Source organism: Candidatus Kapaibacterium thiocyanatum, assembly GCA_001899175.1.
GTDB classification, from domain to species: domain Bacteria; phylum Bacteroidota; class Ignavibacteria; order Kapaibacteriales; family Kapaibacteriaceae; genus Kapaibacterium; species Kapaibacterium thiocyanatum.
Genome location: MKVH01000002.1, coordinates 190,125 through 207,296, shown reverse-complemented (window position 1 = coordinate 207,296; position 17,172 = coordinate 190,125). Strand labels below are relative to the sequence as shown.

14 protein-coding genes and 2 tRNA genes are annotated in these 17,172 nt (G+C 59.9%); 11 read left to right on the top strand and 5 right to left on the bottom strand.

Going from position 1 to position 17,172, the window contains the following annotated elements:
- Positions 1 to 5 precede the first annotated feature (5 nt).
- From BGO89_01195 to BGO89_01185, 3 genes are all read right to left on the bottom strand, one after another.
- Positions 6 to 89, bottom strand: a tRNA-Leu gene (locus tag BGO89_01195).
- Positions 90 to 99: 10 nt separating this feature from the next.
- Positions 100 to 186, bottom strand: a tRNA-Ser gene (locus BGO89_01190).
- A gap of 68 nt (positions 187 to 254) precedes the next feature.
- Positions 255 to 1,166 (bottom strand): ribosome small subunit-dependent GTPase A, encoded by a 912-nt coding sequence (locus BGO89_01185; protein ID OJX61366.1) that lies wholly within the window; start codon positions 1,164 to 1,166, stop codon positions 255 to 257.
- A gap of 241 nt (positions 1,167 to 1,407) precedes the next feature.
- Between BGO89_01185 and BGO89_01180 the strand changes: the two genes are divergently transcribed.
- From BGO89_01180 to BGO89_01130, 11 genes are all read left to right on the top strand, one after another.
- A complete protein-coding gene (locus tag BGO89_01180; GenBank protein OJX61229.1) occupies positions 1,408 to 3,105 on the top strand; it encodes a single-stranded-DNA-specific exonuclease RecJ in 1,698 nt (565 codons plus the stop codon).
- Positions 3,106 to 3,128: 23 nt separating this feature from the next.
- Complete coding sequence (locus tag BGO89_01175) at positions 3,129 to 5,828, top strand: hypothetical protein (GenBank protein OJX61228.1); 2,700 nt, start codon at positions 3,129 to 3,131, stop codon at positions 5,826 to 5,828.
- Positions 5,829 to 5,881: 53 nt separating this feature from the next.
- The gene (locus tag BGO89_01170; GenBank protein OJX61227.1) at positions 5,882 to 7,294 is read left to right on the top strand and encodes a hypothetical protein; all 1,413 of its coding nucleotides are present in this window, start codon (positions 5,882 to 5,884) and stop codon (positions 7,292 to 7,294) included.
- Positions 7,295 to 7,310: 16 nt separating this feature from the next.
- Complete coding sequence (locus tag BGO89_01165) at positions 7,311 to 8,045, top strand: transcriptional regulator (GenBank protein ID OJX61226.1); 735 nt, start codon at positions 7,311 to 7,313, stop codon at positions 8,043 to 8,045.
- A gap of 9 nt (positions 8,046 to 8,054) precedes the next feature.
- A complete protein-coding gene (locus BGO89_01160) occupies positions 8,055 to 8,618 on the top strand; it encodes a crossover junction endodeoxyribonuclease RuvC (GenBank protein ID OJX61225.1) in 564 nt (187 codons plus the stop codon).
- 80 nt (positions 8,619 to 8,698) lie between these two features.
- Complete coding sequence (locus BGO89_01155; protein OJX61224.1) at positions 8,699 to 9,691, top strand: type I glyceraldehyde-3-phosphate dehydrogenase; 993 nt, start codon at positions 8,699 to 8,701, stop codon at positions 9,689 to 9,691.
- On the top strand, positions 9,640 to 10,890 hold the full coding sequence (locus BGO89_01150; GenBank protein ID OJX61223.1) for a phosphoglycerate kinase: 1,251 nt from the start codon (positions 9,640 to 9,642) through the stop codon (positions 10,888 to 10,890). Before BGO89_01155 ends, BGO89_01150 begins: the two co-directional genes overlap by 52 nt.
- 197 nt (positions 10,891 to 11,087) lie before the next feature.
- Complete coding sequence (locus BGO89_01145; GenBank protein OJX61222.1) at positions 11,088 to 12,005, top strand: hypothetical protein; 918 nt, start codon at positions 11,088 to 11,090, stop codon at positions 12,003 to 12,005.
- Between the two features lie 5 nt (positions 12,006 to 12,010).
- Complete coding sequence (locus BGO89_01140) at positions 12,011 to 13,978, top strand: 4-hydroxy-3-methylbut-2-en-1-yl diphosphate synthase (protein OJX61221.1); 1,968 nt, start codon at positions 12,011 to 12,013, stop codon at positions 13,976 to 13,978.
- Between the two features lie 267 nt (positions 13,979 to 14,245).
- On the top strand, positions 14,246 to 14,650 hold the full coding sequence (locus BGO89_01135; protein ID OJX61220.1) for a hypothetical protein: 405 nt from the start codon (positions 14,246 to 14,248) through the stop codon (positions 14,648 to 14,650).
- 28 nt (positions 14,651 to 14,678) lie between these two features.
- Entirely contained in the window at positions 14,679 to 15,173 is a 495-nt protein-coding gene (locus BGO89_01130) for a GyrI-like domain-containing protein (GenBank protein ID OJX61365.1), read from the top strand.
- A 36-nt stretch (positions 15,174 to 15,209) separates the two neighbouring features.
- On the opposite strand, the gene BGO89_01125 is transcribed toward BGO89_01130, so the two are convergent.
- Entirely contained in the window at positions 15,210 to 16,469 is a 1,260-nt protein-coding gene (locus tag BGO89_01125; protein OJX61219.1) for a hypothetical protein, read from the bottom strand.
- Between the two features lie 114 nt (positions 16,470 to 16,583).
- Positions 16,584 to 17,168, bottom strand: a complete 585-nt coding sequence (locus BGO89_01120) for a hypothetical protein (protein OJX61218.1) — start codon at positions 17,166 to 17,168, stop codon at positions 16,584 to 16,586.
- Positions 17,169 to 17,172 lie beyond the last annotated feature (4 nt).

Below are 17,172 nucleotides of genomic sequence, written 5' to 3'. Positions count from 1 at the left end.
GTCAGTGGGCGAGGTGGGACTTGAACCCACACGTCCTTTCGAACACGGGCTTCTGAGACCCGCCTGTCTGCCAATTTCAGCACTCGCCCAAACCTGCTGCGGAGAGGGAGGGATTCGAACCCTCGATAGGATTGCTCCTATAACGGTTTTCGAGACCGCCCGATTCAACCACTCTCGCACCTCTCCCCGGAGCAGCTTTTTGTGGGGCCACGAAATTAAGAAAAAGAGCGAAATCACGACGATCGAATTTCGAATCAGGGACGTTCGAGCATGATCGTATCGAGGATATTGAGGTAGCTTTCGTAACGTTCGGGGTCGAGCTCGCCCGCTTCCACGGCAGCTTTGACGCGGCATCCGGGCTCGTGCGTATGCGAGCAGGGATTGAACCTGCATTCTTGCGCGAACGGAGCGAATTCTTCGAAATAGTACGGTAATTCGTCGGCCGTCAGCTCCCATATGGCGAATTCGCGCAAGCCCGGCGAGTCCACGACCCATCCTCCGTCCGGTAACGGGATGCTCGTCGCAGCCGTCGTCGTATGACGACCTTTCAGGTACTTTTCCGAAATGGCGCCTACCTGCTGGCGTGCGTCGGACAGCAGATTGATGATGGAGGACTTCCCCACACCGCTCGGACCACTGAGCAACGTGGAGCAGTGCCCGAGTTCCGCCCTCAGCATGTCGAGTCCCCTATTCTTCGCCGCACTCACGAAGATCACCGGAATGTCGAGCGCCAGATAGGTCGAGAAGTCGTCATGAAGATCGCCCAAGACGTCTTCGGGCATCAGATCGATCTTGTTGATGCAGATGATCGGGCGCAGGTCTCCCTTGTCGGCGGCGATCAGATACCGGTCGATGAGGCGTTTGTTATAGGTGGGCAGTGCAGCCGCCATCACGATGCAGAGCTGGTCCACGTTGGCCACGACGACCTGCTCGCGCTGGGCACGGCCGGCGGCCTTGCGAGACAGTAGCGTACGCCGTTCCTCCACCCGTACGATGGTCGCTGCAGGGTCTCCGTGCTGCGTTCCGGCAGGATCCGGGACGAGCCAGACGATGTCTCCGACGGTCACGATCGTACTCGTATGTGGACATTCGACGGTACCCGAGACGGTGCAGACGTAGACGACAGATCCGACGGCTACCAACCAGTGCGGCCCCATCGCCGTCATGACCGTTCCCTGCAACACCCCGTCGGCCAATGACTTGCCGCTTTTGATCCTCGTCCGGGTACGCTCCAGTTCCTTCGCCCGTTCACGGGTTCTTCCACGATAGGAATGCAGCTCGTCGCCGTCCTCATCCTGGCTTATGCTATGACGGTTGGACACGCTGTTCCGGCAGTGTGAACGGAAGTTGACATATCGACCTAAATCACTTATCTTTAAGGCAGTTTTACAAATTAGCAGGTTTTTCTTGAACTATCGGTGGATCTTCCGAGAACGCATCGATGAACAAGCCGTCCAAAAGATATCCGAAGAGTTGAAAGTTCCGGTTTCGATAGCCCGAATCCTGGTGGGTCGTGGCATCGAAACCGTGGACACCGTTCAACGATTTTTCCAGCCTAGTCTCGACTATCTCCATTCTCCCTGGCTCATGGATGGAATGGAGAAAGCGGTGGATCGTATCGAACAGGCCATCTCCGACAAGGAGTTGATCTGGATCCACGGGGATTATGACGTGGATGGCACATCGAGCACGGCGATGATGCTCCACTACCTACGTAGTCGTGGAGCTCATGTCGATTACCACATTCCGAACCGTCTTCACGAGGGGTTCGGCTTCACACCCAATAGCGTGACCCTTGCACATGACAAGGACGCCACCCTGATTGTTACCGTCGATGTAGGAATTACGGCCGTCAAGGCAGTCGAAGCTGCGAACGGATTCGGCATCGACGTCATCATCTGCGACCACCACCAGGCCGCCGAAGAACTTCCCGCCGCTCACGCCATCCTCGATCCCATCAAGCCCGGCTGTACATATCCTTTCAAGGATCTCGCCGCCTGTGGCGTCGCCTTCAAGCTCATCCAGGCGCTCTGCGAACGTCAGGGTGTACCCGAGCAGGCATACGATTACCTGGATTTCGTGGCCATCGCCTCAGCCGCGGACATCGCACCGCTGTCGGGCGAGAATCGTACGGTCTCCTACTTCGGACTGGAACTGCTCAATACGTTCCCACGACCGGGTCTGAAGGGCCTCATCGATTGCGCCGGCCTCAACCTCGGTGCCATCACGAACTCCAGCATCATCTTCGGCCTGGCGCCCAGGATCAACGCAGCCGGACGCCTCGGCGATCCGGGACGTGCGGTGGAAATGATGACGCAAGGAGATGAACTGGCGGCATTCCATATCGCACAGGAACTGGAACACGATAACCGCAAGCGTCGAGCCATCGACGAAGAGACCTTCGAACAGGCGGCCGCCATCGCGGAGGAGCAACTGAAGGGTGGGGACAGACGTTCCCTCGTCCTGCACCTCGACGGCTGGCATGCCGGCGTCATCGGTATCGTCGCTTCCCGTCTCGTGGAACGATTCCACCTTCCGACCGTTATGCTGACCACCTTCGACGGCGCAGCCAAGGGATCGGCACGATCGATCAAGGACTTCGATATCCACAATGCCCTGAAGCAGTGCGAGGATCTTCTGATCGAGTTCGGCGGACACAAACATGCTGCAGGCCTCTCGCTGCCGATCGACAACGTTCCCGAACTACGGCGCCGCTTCGATCTGATCGCCCGCGAAAACCTGACGAAGGACATGCTGACACCGGAGATCGTCGTCGACGCAGAGCTTCAACTCAACGAGCTATCGCCTTCGTTTTTCAAGTACCTGTCGCGCTTCGCCCCATATGGGTACAGCAACCACCGACCGGTCTTCTATACGAAGGAAGTGGTGAGTGCGAACGGCGTCAAGATCGTGGGCAACAACCATTTGAAGTTCCGGGCCCTGCAGAAGAACTTCGCCATCGATGCCATCGGATTCAATCTCGGTCACAAGATCGCCGAATGTGCCAACGGCCGCTCGTTCTCCCTCGTCTATACGCTGGAGGAGAATCAGTTCAATGGCATGACGACTCCGCAGATCCGGATCAAGGACTTGCGCCCGGAATAGGTACGATGACCTCCTCTCCCTCGATGCGCGGCACCGTCACCTGTCTCGACGATGCCGCGCAAACCATTGCGATACAACAACCTTCGGGCGTGGAATCGAAGATCGTCGTCCCACCCGGATGGCAGTCCACCTACAGGCGGCTGCGCACGGGTGACACGATCGGATTCGATGATGCGGACGAGCCCATGCTCGTGCTCGAACCGGATACGCTCATCGACGTCACCGACATCGCCTCGTCGGTATCGGACGGTGTGATCCAGCCCGCCATGACGCTCCTGAACAGGTTCCGGCGTACCACGCCATCCCTTCCGATGATGGTCGGCTCCGTTGCCAACAGTGCCTTCGATCTCATGCTGGAGCATCCGGACGTACCGGTCACGGAGCTTCTCGCCGAGGCGGAACATGTACGCCCCCTGCCCATCGTACTCTTGTCGCAACGCTCGGAGTTACAGGACTTCAGATCGAAAGTCCTGAGAGTCCTGGATCAACTGCGTCCGATCGCCGAACGCCTTCGGGAACGGCGCATCAACGCGGAACCGTCCCTGATGTCCGACCGCCTGGGCATACAAGGACGCCTTGACCTTCTGATCGACGACAAGGAACGACTGCAACTCATTGAATTGAAATGTGGCTCCCTGCCGTCAGGCCTGATCGCCCGGCCGCAACACGTCCTTCAGGTCACGGCCTATTCCATGCTCCTGGAAGAGGTGTATCCGTCGCGTCATATCGACATCGACATCCTCTATGCGAGCGACAAGGGAATCAAGGAACTGGAGGTGGTTCCCGACCTGGAAATGCGACGGACGCTCCTCAACATCCGCAACGCCATCGTTCACACCGACCGCGATCTTGCCGAGCGCAGGTTTGATGCGCTCAAGAATATTAATTCTCAAGAGTTTGCGAAGTCGTCCTCATATACCATCCAGACGGTGAAAGCCTTCGAGGACATTTACGGGAAGAACCTGGACGTCACCGAACGCACCTATCTGCAGGCCTGGATATCCTTCCTGGCGAGGGAACACCAGGCACTGAGAAAAGGCACGGGGCGGACGGCATCGGCAACGCTCGAAGGTCTGTGTCTGGACCGGGAGAATTCCGACTTCTCCCGGATGCACCTGCGCTTTCTGCGGCGGAATGCGGACCAGGACTGCTCACTACGGAACGGGGATCTCGTCATCGCCCATACCGGATCGCATCTCATCTACAAGGCGACGGTCAAGGCCGTCGATGCAGCCCATATCGACGTCAGTCTCCGGAACAAACATGCCGCCATCGATGCCGATCCGGTCGACAGGACCTGGTCCATCGAAGCCGACGCGTCGGACGCCACCCTGCGTCCACAATATGCCTCGCTCTATGCCTGGGCGGAATCTCCTGCCGACAAACGATCGGTCCTGATCGGTCGACGTTTTCCATCGTCCCGCCAGCCACGTCCGTCCGGAATAGCCGGCCTCTATCCGGAGCAGGTGGACATCATCGACCGCGCCCTCGCCTGCGACGACTACTTCCTGATCCAGGGTCCGCCCGGCACCGGAAAGACGTCGACCATCCTGCGCACGCTCACGGAACGGTTGATGACGGATCCGGGCGAGCGCGTCCTCCTCCTTGCCTATACCAACAGGGCGGCCGACGAAATCGGTCATGCTCTCGACCGTACCCTGCCACCCGGGGCCTTCCTCCGGTACGGCAAGGACGGGGCCTTGCCGCCCGAACGGCTCCTCCGGACCCTGGCCACGACCCTCGAAGCGTCGGAAATGGCGGAACGCCTGACCTCGTGCCGTTGCATCGTGGCGACCGTCAGCGGCGCTCTCAATGCGCCGGAGTTGTTCGAGCTCGCATCGTGGACGACGGCGATCGTCGACGAAGCGAGCCAGGTGCTGGAACCACAGCTCGTCGGCATCATGTCGAGAGTCGGCCGTACGATCCTGATCGGCGACGAATGCCAGCTTCCTGCCGTCGTGACGCAGCCGGCGTCGGGACTCGGCGTATCATCTCCCCTCTTCGCTCCGCTCTCCCTCGACTCGCTCGGCATGTCGTACTTCGAACGCATGATACGTCTATGTACCGTCAACGGATGGGATCATGTCGTCGGCCGTCTGTGCCGTCAAGGCCGTATGCACCGGCGCATCCAGGACGTGGCATCGGACCTGTTCTACGGCGGACGTCTCGTCACCCTCCTGCCCTGGCAGGAACGGGAAGGACCGTGGATGACGTCCGACGACACCTTCGTCGCCGGACTTCTCGGAGACCGGTTGAGCTTCGTACCGACGAACGTCGGCAGTGCCGACACACCATCGCGGACGGAAGCCGAAACGACGGCACGCATCGCACGGGCCATCCTCGAAACATCCGACGCGCAGGGTACCGGTATCTCCCTCGGCATTATCACTCCATTCCGCACCCAGATCAACATGATCGGCGATCTGCTTCCTCCCGACCTTCGTGCCAGATGCAGTATCGATACCGTGGAGCGGTATCAGGGCAGTCAGCGTGACGTCATCATCTATTCGACGGCCGTGACGTCGGCCACCGAGCTCGAAGCGATCCGCTCCGACGTCCATATCGACGGCACGACCATCGACCGGAAGCTCAACGTAGCCCTCACCCGCGCGCGGGAACAGTTCATCCTGGTCGGACACGAGCCGACGCTCCGTCTCTCGCCCCTGTATGCCGCACTCCTCGACCGCATGTCGATCGTCGTCGCGCGTAATGTAATTACGTAGTCGATTCTCGTAGTTACTGGATAATTTTGGACAACATCTGCGGGAGTACCACCATGGTTTCCAGGATACTTGCCGTCGTGTTTCTCGTACTGACTGCGGCGTCTCTCCAAGCCCAGCATTCCGTACGACTGTCCGACGGAACGACACTGAACATATCGACGCTCACCACGTCGATCGGCCGGCCCCAGGCTCTGGCTCTCGATGCTTCGAACAATCTCTGGATCACTGAACGTGAACGGGGTGGCGTCGCCATCGTCGATCGCGCACGCGGCACCGTACGACGCGTACTGATGATCCCCGGAGGCAACCTCTTCGGCATCGCGCTGCACCCCGACTTCGATCACGGCAGTCCGTTCGTCTTCACGACGCGCACGACATCCTCGGGAGGACTGATCCTCGAGCGGTATCGTTACGACGGCGTCTTCCTCGTCGAAGGCACCCCGCTCCTGACCATTCCGGACGTTCCGGTCAGCATGGGTGGTTCGCTTCGCGTCCTGCCCGACCGCACAATGATGCTCACCGTGGCTTCCTTCGATACACCGACGCCGTCCGACATCCACACGCTCAACGGCAAGATCCTCCGCCTGACGCTCGACGGGCGTCCGGTGACCTCGAATCCGTACTATGACGCCCGCAATCCAGCCGCATCGGCCGGCTACATCTATACGTTCGGCCATCGCAATCCGCTCGGCACGTGCTTCGTTCCGACATCCGACGAACATCTGCCGATGGCTCTCTATGCCGTCGAATGCGGCGCGCGTGCCTACGATGAAATCAACATGCTGCAGGCCGGACGCCACTACGGCTGGTTCGGGCAGGAAGGCTATTGCCGCACACCGGTCGATACGTCCGTCTGCCCTCTCGTCACCTTCGACGATTCACCGTCGGCGATCACATGGTATGACTCACCCGCCATCCCCTCATTCAGGCGATCGCTGATCGTCGGTACGCAGCTCGGAAGGGGCCTCGCCGTCGCCAAGGTCACGACGTCGGGTGACGTCGTCAACAGGGATGAAACGAAGCCGGCCGACAACAACATGATCCTCGACGACGACCACCTCATCGGACTCGGTCCCGCTCGCGGCGTCGAACGTGTCCGTGATGTGATCACGAGCCCCGAAGGACGTATCTACGTCGCCGTACAGGTCCCCGGAACGGCGAATGCGGACCGCATCGTCGTCATCGAGAATCCCGCCTATCACATACCGCTGGGCGTGGACGACCAGCCGAACGTCGGCGGTTTCACCTACGGTCCCAACCCGGCGACGACGTCACTGACCATCCATGCGGAAGCCATCGCGTCGGAGGGCTGGACCATCCGCGTCGTCGACCTCATGGGCAGGACTCTCGACACACGTCCCCTGGAGCCGAGCACGACGTTCGACGTATCGTCGCTGGCCCACGGCACCTACATGCTCGTCCTGTCGAACGGCACCCTGACGCATACCGGGGCGTTCGTACGATAAGCCGTACCTTTGCGTCATGGCTGGACATAGCAAGTGGGCGAACATCAAACATCGGAAGGCTGCGGTCGACGCCCGCCGCGGCAAGGCATTCACGAAGGCATCGAAGGAAATCATCGTTGCCGCACGTCTCGGTGGCGGTGACCCGGAGAGCAACTCGCGGCTCCGGATGGCCATCCAGAATGCACGGGCACTGTCCGTTCCCAACGACAACATCAAGCGCGCTATCCAGCGCGGTACCGGTGAGATCGAGGGGGTGACCTACGAAGAGATCACCTACGAAGGATACGGTCCGGGCGGCGTCGCCGTCATCGTGGAGTGTACAACGGAAAACCGCAACCGCACGGTGGCCGAACTGCGTGCCACCTTCAGCAAATGCGATGGCAACCTCGGTGAATCGAACTCCGTGGCGTGGAACTTCACCCACAAGGGCGAGCTCCGTGTCGAAACCTCGCAGACGGAGGAAGCGCTCTTCGACATCGCGCTGGAAGCCGGTGCGGACGACGTGGAGATGATCGACGACGGTGCCCTGATCCACTGCAGCACGGACATGCTCGGTGCGTGCAACAACGCCCTGATGTCCCGGAACCTGACGGTAGCGGAAGCACGCTTCACCTATGAGCCGAACATGACCGTCGAGGTAACGAATCCGGCGATCGTCAAGAATCTCATCAAGCTCCTCGACATGCTCGAAGACAACGACGACGTGCAGAATGTCTACAACAACGCCGACATCCCGGATCACCTTCTTTAGCGTACTGCCGTGAGGATATTGGGAATCGACCCTGGCTCCGTCGTCTGCGGTTATGGCGTGATCGACGTCGAAGGATCGCGGATGACGCTCGTGGAATACGGAGCGATCGCCGTGAAGCGGCGCAACGCATCGTTCCCGAAACGGCTACTCGACATCCACCAGAGGCTCAGGCACGTCATTGATCGCACATCGCCCGACGAGGTCGCGATGGAGAAGGTCTTCTATGCGAAGAACGTCCTCTCCATCGTCCAGCTCGCCCATGCCCGCGGTGTAGCGGTCCTCGCCTGCGCCGAGCATGGCGTCGATCCCATCGAATACACCCCCATGCAGGTCAAGCGTTCCGTGACGGGACGCGGCGCAGCGAACAAGGAACAGGTACAGCTCATGGTCCGCAGCATCCTCGGCATCGAGGAAGCGCACAAGTTCTTCGATGCGACGGACGCCCTCGCCGTGGCCATCTGTCATGCCGTCAACGGCGGTCCCCCTCCTCCCCTGAACAAGAAGCGTGCAGCTCGCACGACGTGGGCCGACTTCGTGGAACAGAATCCAGCGCGTATCGTCGGGAAGAAGTAGTCCCCTGCCGTCCCTGCCGAACCCCCCGCATTCCGTATTTTCGTGCTTACGTTTTCCTCATCATCATTCGTCATAACACCATGGCCATTCGTATTGCAATCAACGGCTTCGGCCGTATCGGTCGCCTCGTTTTCCGTGCCGCGAAGCAACGCGGGCTGGACATCGATATCGTAGGCATCAATGACCTGACCGATGCGGCAACGCTTGCTCACCTCCTGAAGTACGATTCGATGCACGGCAAGTTCGGAGGCAGCATCGAGGTCGATGGCAACGCCCTGATCGTGAACGGTGACCGCATCGCCATTTCCGCCGAGAAACAGATCGCCAACCTTCCCTGGAGCGACCTTGATCTCGTGATCGAATCCACCGGTGTCTTCACGGCGAAGGAAGCGCTCCAGCAGCATCTGAAGCATGCACGCAAGGTCATCCTCACCGCTCCGGCGAAGGACCTGCTCGATGCGACCGTCGTACTCGGCGTCAACGATCATATCCTGACGGGTAACGAGACCACACTCTCGAATGCATCGTGCACCACGAACTGCCTGGCTCCCATGGTCAAGGTCCTGCAGGACAACTTCGGTATCGAAACGGGCTTCATGACGACCGTCCATGCCTATACGAACGACCAGAACATCCTCGACCTCCCGCACAAGGACCTGCGCCGCGCTCGCGCCGCAGCGATGAACATCATCCCCACGACGACCGGTGCGGCCAAGGCCCTGAGCCTCGTGATGCCGGAGATGAAGGGACGTCTCGATGGCGTTTCCTTCCGCGTTCCCGTAGCGGATGGCTCCATCACGGACTTCACGGCGGTCGTGAGCAAGGCGGCGACCAAGGAAGAGATCAATGCGGCCTTCAAGGCCGCCGCGACGGAAGGCCCGCTCAAGGACTATCTCGAATACTCGACCGAACCCCTCGTCAGCTCCGACATCGTCGGTAATCCCCACTCCTGCATCTTCGATTCCCTCTCCACGATGGTCATCGGCAATACGGTGAAGGTCGTGGGCTGGTACGACAACGAATGGGGCTATTCGAACCGTATCGTCGACCTCATGATGAAGGTGGCGAAGTGATCCGTCTCGTCACGGACGTCGACGTCGCCGGCAAACGTGTCCTTACGCGCGTTGACTTCAACGTGCCGCAGGACGACGCCGGCCACATCACGGACGACAGCCGGATCGTCGAGTCACTGCCCACCATCAGGTCCATCGTCGACCGCGGTGGTATCGCCATCCTGATGTCCCACCTCGGCCGGCCCAAGGGTGAACGAAAGCTCAAGTATTCCCTGAGGCCCATCGCCGCCTACATGCAGGAACGTATGCCGTCGTTGGCAGGCCGGCAGATCCTGTTCGCCGACGACTGCGTCGGTCAGGCTGCCGCCGAGACCATCGGCCGGGCGAAGCCGGGCGACATCGTCGTCCTCGAGAACCTGCGGTTCCACAACGAGGAGGAAGCCAACGACCCCGCCTTCTGCGCCGAGCTCCGGAAGAATGGCGACATCTACTGCAACGATGCCTTCGGCACGGCGCATCGTGCCCACGCCAGCACCGCCGGCGTGACGGCTCTCTTCGAGACGACATGTGCGGGACTGCTCCTCAACAAGGAACTCGACTATCTGGGCAAGGCCCTGCAGGATCCCAAACGTCCGCTCGTCAGCGTCATGGGCGGCTCGAAGATCTCCGGCAAGATCGACGTCATCACGGCCCTGCTGGGCAAGTGCGACGCCATCCTCATCGGCGGTGGAATGATGTTCACCTTCCTCAAGGCGAAGGGTGTCAACGTCGGTTCGTCGCTGGTTGAAGAGGACAGGGTCGATCTGGCCCGCGCCATCATGGACGAAGCCGCTGCACGCAACGTGCGGCTCCTGATTCCTACCGATACGGTCGCATCGTCCGCCTTCAGCAACGATGCCGACGTCAAGACCGTCGCCGTTTCGGAAATCGGTGATGGCTGGATGGGACTCGACATCGGTCCTGCCACCGTGGAAGCCTATATCAAGGAAATCCGCAACGCCGGCACGGTCGTGTGGAACGGTCCGATGGGCGTCTTCGAAATGTCGCGCTTCGCGGCAGGCACCGAGGCTATCGCGCGGGCCATGGCCGAAGCGACGGCGACGGGCACCATCACGATCGTCGGTGGCGGGGACTCCGCCGCTGCCATAGCCCAGTTCGGATACAAGGACAAGGTCACGCACGTCAGCACGGGCGGTGGCGCATCTCTCGAGTTTCTCGAGGGCAAGGTGCTGCCGGGTGTTGCGGCACTCGACAAATGAACCTTTCGAAGGACTCGTTCGTTGGTCCTTCGACGGCAATGTGACGCTTCCGGAATCGTCCTTGCACACGCATTGGTGGTATCGTACAACGGCAACGTGAACGTGTGGCATCATGCGCGTCAACGCATGGTGCCACCGCGCACGCGACGCAGGGATCGCGCCGGACCACAAACAACATCCAACAACGAGCCTACATCATGCCTCCAGGCCGCGGCTTCGCCTTCTTCCCTCCCTTCATTCGCTTCCTCCTGTTCGCGAACGTCGGAATCTTCCTCCTCACGAGCATGTTCCTGCTCGGTATGACGGTAGGAGGCATTCCACTCGATGACGTCATCATCCGGTGGTTCGCCCTGCTGCCCCTCGACAACGGATTCATGCCGTGGCAACTGATCACCTATCAGTTCCTGCACGGAGGCTTCATGCATCTCTTCTTCAACATGCTCGCCCTGTGGATGTTCGGAATGGAACTCGAGAACATCTGGGGCACGAAGCGCTTCGCCATCTACTATCTGCTCTGCGGTGCCATAGCGGGTCTGGTCCATCTGTTCGTGAGCCCTATGCTGACGCCGGTCGCCGGTCCGACCCTCGGTGCCAGCGGCAGCATCTTCGGAGTCCTTCTCGCCTTCGGCATGACCTTCCCGGATCGGCCGGTCATGATGTTCCCCATCTTCTTCCCGATCCCTGCCCGTTACTTCGTGATGATCTATGCGGGTATCGAGCTGTTCGTCGGCATCCGCAACACCGGTGACAACATAGCCCACTTCGCCCACCTCGGTGGGGCGCTCGGCGGCTTCCTCCTCCTGAAGTTCGGCGAACCGCTGATGTCCTTCCTCGAACGTATCGGCGGAAAGAGCAGTGGCCCCCGCAAACGACGCGAACCGGAACTCGTGGAAGTGGAGTACCGCGATGTTCCGTCCGGTCGCCCATCCCCGCCACAGGCACAACCCCAGGCACCGAAGCGTACGACGATCACACCGACGCGCTTCCAGATCGACGGCGAACCGATCACGCAGGAACAGATCGACGAAATCCTCGACAAGATCTCCCAGTTCGGATACCACAACCTCTCCGAACGTGAAAAGCGCATTCTCTTCGAAGTGAGCAAACAATTGTGACCCCGATGTCCACGACCGACGTCATGCTGCAACCATACTGCGATTCACTCACGACCTATCGCCGACGCGAGACCATCGAAGTCCGTATCGGCGATCTCCGTATGGGCTCGATGCATCCGATACGCCTGCAGTCGATGACGACGACGAATACGATGGACACGGAGGCGACGATCGCCCAGTCCATACGCATGATCGAAGCAGGCTGCGAACTCGTGCGCATCACGGCGCCCAGCATCAGGGAAGCGAAGAATCTGGAAGCGATCCGCACGGGACTTCGTGAACGTGGCTATACGACGCCGCTGGTGGCGGACATCCACTTCACGCCCAATGCAGCGGAGATCGCAGCGCGAGTGGTCGAAAAGGTCCGCATCAATCCCGGCAACTACGTCGACAAGAAGAACTTCGCCGTCATCGAATACGACGATGCATCCTACGCTGCGGAACTCGACCGTATCCGCAACAGATTCGTGCCGCTGGTACGCATCTGCAAGGAATACGGAACGGCCATGCGCATCGGTACCAATCACGGCTCGCTCAGTGACCGCATCGTCAATCGGTACGGCGACAGCCCCGCAGGCATGGTGGAATCGGCTCTCGAATTCCTGCGTATCGCCGATGACGAAGGCTACGACAACATCGTCCTGTCGATGAAGTCCAGCAATCCTCTCGTCATGGTCCAGGCATACAGACTCCTCGTCTCCCGCCTCAGGACGGAAGGCCTCCATCCCTATCCCCTCCACCTCGGTGTGACGGAAGCAGGCGATGGCGAGGACGGACGCGTGAAGAGCGCCGTCGGTATCGGCACCTTGCTCGAAGACGGCCTCGGCGATACCATCCGCGTCTCGCTCACGGAAGAACCCGAAGCTGAGCTTCCCGTCGCAGCAGCGCTGGCACGACGCTACGAGAACGCTGCCCACGGTAACACCGGAACCGTGATCGTCGACGGCGAGACGCCCACATTCGCCATTCCACGCGAATCCTACGTACGGCGTCCGGCACGTACCGTGGCCAACATCGGCCATGACTTCGTGCCGCGTGTGATCGCCGACGTCTCTGCAGGTGATATCACGACGATGGAGGACCTTGCTCCTCTCGGTCATATCCATGACCCGGTTCCCGACAAATGGTCGATGACCGATCAGGGCTGCGACTACATCTACAGCGGTTCGTCGCCCGTACCCTTCATGATGCCGAACGGCGTGCGCGAGATCCTCGACGCCGATGTATGGGCCATGCAGAACGACACCTTCTACAAGGTACCGCTGCACCGCGCGGCGGACTACGCCAGCAGTGGCATACGGCACTCGGTCATCAACATGATTCGCTGCGATACGGATGCCGTGCCCGAAGGCTTCCTCGATGCGATCGCAACGGATCCAACGGCCGTGGTGCTCGCCGAGAGTACGTCGGCCAGACCTATGCCTGCCCTCCGCTCCTTCGTGCAACGGCTCGTCGCACGGAACATCACCGTTCCCGTCGTCCTGCGCAGACAATGTGTGGAGACGACGGACGACGAACTGCAACTGTATTCCGCTACCGATCTCGGCGGGCTGCTCGTCGATGGATATGGCGATGGCGTGATGCTGTCCGGCAGAAGCAACGACGATCTCGGCGCATGCAATCGCCTTGCCTTCGGCATCCTTCAGGCAGCGCGGACGCGGATGACGAAGACGGAATACATCAGTTGCCCATCATGCGGCCGGACGTTGTTCGACCTGCAGGAGACGACGCAGATGATACGCGAGAAGACCGATCACCTCAAGGGCATCAAGATCGGTATCATGGGATGCATCGTGAACGGTCCCGGCGAGATGGCCGATGCCGACTATGGATACGTGGGATCGGGTCCGGACAGGATCACGCTGTATCGCGGTCAGGAGATCGTACGTCGCAATGTTCCGAGTGCGGAGGCGGTGGCGGCTCTGATCGACATCATCAAAAGCGATGATCGATGGCTGGAGCCGATGAACTGAGGCCGGCCGGTACTGGAGTGAGGCACTGTCGGCGAATCTTCGCACGTAATGACGTGCAGCCCCGACAGGTGAAAAACAAAAAAAAACCCGGAGAATTAGGGGGACTCCAGGCTTGAGCATCGGGCGCGGCACTCAGGGGAGAGAGTACCGCTCAACTCGCACGCAAATTCGCAAGATTCCGGCACCTGTGCAAGCTAATCTTCACACCGATCCGCACCACTGCACGGTTCCGCGAGCACGAACACATGCTTTTCATAACTTCGGCACATGGAAACATCCAACGCCGGCTTCGGAACCATCGACGAATACCATGCGCTGGTCCCTGCGGAGGTACGACGATTGCTCGACACCCTGCGCAAGGCCATCCGCAGTGCCGCTCCCGATGCGGAAGAGGTCATCAGCTACAACATGCCGGGCTTCAGATGGAACGGTATGCTGGTCTGGTATGCGGCCAACAAGCACCACATCGGCTTCTACCCTTCCGCATCACCGCTCGTCGTGTTCGAGGACGAGTTGGCGCCGTACAAGACATCGAAGGGCGCCATACAGTTTCCACTCGACCGCCCCATTCCCGTTGCACTCGTGAAGAAGATCGTCAAATACCGTGTGGCCGAGAACCTGGAGAAGCAGCAACTGAAGAGGACCGCGGCACCACGACGTACCCACCGATAACGATATGCAGAACGCTCACGTGCCTTCCATCTCTCCCGAACCACGCATCGAAACCATCGATCCTGTATCTCTCGTCGGCAAGCGGCTGGCGATGACGTTCGCCACCAATCGCACGGCGGAACTGTGGAGATCGTTCATGCCGCACAGGAACAGCATCGGCAATCGTCTGAACGGCGATATGATCTCCATGCAGATCTACGATCCATCGACCGACTTCGCGGCCTTCCATCCGGGCATCGCCTTCGAGAAATGGGCCGCCGTGGAAGTCTCCGACGGCGAGGACCTCGTCGACGGAATGGAGGCGTATCAGCTCACCGGCGGCCTCTATGCGGTCTTCGTCTATCAAGGTCCACCGAGTGCGGCCACACCGTCGTTCCAGTACATCATGACGGATTGGCTGCCACGTTCGGACTATCTCCTGGACAATACACGTCCGCACTTCGAACGTCTCGGTATCGGCTACAAGGGCGAGGATCCGGCATCGGAAGAGGAGATCTGGATTCCGATACGACCACGGACATAGTCCGCGACCATCCACACGAACCTCACGAGCCATCGACTACGACAAGTCGTCAACGTCATCGTGCGCCATGGCTTCATCCCGTGATAACGGAACGTGGATGGCGAACGTCGTACCACTTCCCTCTTCGCTGTGTACCTCGATCGTGCCGTGAATCATGTCGAGGAATTCCTTGACGAGAAGAAGGGCGAGTCCTGCCCCCTGCTCGCTGCGTGTGCCCGGGCGACCATGACGACGCGACCAGTCGAAGAGGCGCTGCAACACATCGGCGGGCATGCCCATTCCGGTATCCGAAATGGTCACGACGAGTTCGTTCCCGATCGTACGCGCATCGAGACGTATGCTTCCGTTCTCCGTGAACTTCGTGGCATTACCGAGCAGCGTATGGACGACGAAGCGTAACAGGTATGGATCCACGTCGATCTCTCCTTCTTCCGCCATCGCCTCGACGGTGATGTTCTTTTCCCTGAAGACCGCATCCTGGAGCCCGACTTCCTCATCGAACAACGAACGTACGTCTACGGTCTGCCGCGCCATGGGCCGATCGCCACGCAGCATCGTCCCTGTCCATGTAAGCGTCTGGTCGAGGATATCCTTCGCGATCACGGCCTGGCGTCTGATCTCGGGCAGCAGTTCGATGATGACATCCGGTGTGTCGGAGAACTCGTCGATCAGTGCGATGATGGAGGCCAGCGGACTCCGGACGTCATGTGCCATGACGGAGAGCAGTCGCGTCGCAGCGCGCGTGAGTTGCTCCAGTGTCGCGTTGCGGTCGTGCAGTTCCGCCACCAGTCGTTGCGTGAGATTCTGGGCGATCCGGAGATCGACGAGGTGGGAGACGTGGCGTGCGAGCACCGTCAATGCCCGTTCTTCCCTTTCGGACAAGCTGCGAGGTTCGGGACCGATCACGCACAGCGTGCCGATGGCATGACCGTTCGAGGCGCAGACGGGCACACCGGCATAGAAGCGGACATAGGGGGCGCCCAGCACGTAGGGGCTATCCGCGAACCGCATGTCCTGCATGGCATCGGGAACGACGAAGACGCCACCCTGGAGGATGGCATGCGAGCAGAAGGCCATGTCTCGCGGTGTTTCCGAATCGTCGAGACCCTTCTTCGCCTTGAACCACTGACGGTTCCGGTCGATGAACGAGATCAACGAGATCGGTGTTCCGCATATCTGCGAGACAAGCTGTACGATTTCCGAGAATTCCTCTTCTTCCGCCGTGTCGAGGAGTTGCGATTCGTAGAGCGTCTGCAGGCGTTCTTCTTCGTTCTGCGGGAGATCGGCCACGATCATGTTCGATGCACCAGGAATGAAAGGTCCTACGATATAACGAAAAATGCGGATCGCCACGATGGGCGATCCGCATTCATGTTGTCATTCTCGATTCGGTGTCGACCGAACGGGATATCAGGAAGCTGCGGCTTCGGTAGCTGCTGCGTCGCCCGATCCCTTGGGAGCCGTGCATGTAACGATGACGGCTTCGGGACGATCCGTGAATTCGACACCCGGGATGCTCACATCGCTGATGTGGATGGCATGACCGATCTTGAGATCGGAGATATCCACATTGATGTGCTCGGGCATGTTGGTGGGATCGACCATAACGTGAGCCCTGTGCATCACGTGTTCGACCGCACCGCCATCACGCACGCCGATGGAGTTACCGACCAGGTGGATCGGCATTTCGACGGACATCTTCTGGCCTGCCGAGACGCCGAGAAGGTCGAAGTGCAGGATCTTGTCCGAAATCGGATCGAACGTCACATCCTTGACGATGCAATTCAGGGGCTTGCCGCCTTCAACCTGCAGGGCCACCATCTTGGCTTCGGCCGTATAGATGATAGGACGCAGGGCCAGCGTCTGAACGCTGAAGTGCACGGGGTCCTGGTTCTTTGCGTAATAGACGCCGGGTACCAATCCCTCGCGGCGCAGGGCCTTGGCCGTCGTGCGGCCCGGCTCACGCTTTACTGCCGAAAGAACGATTTGACTCATGATG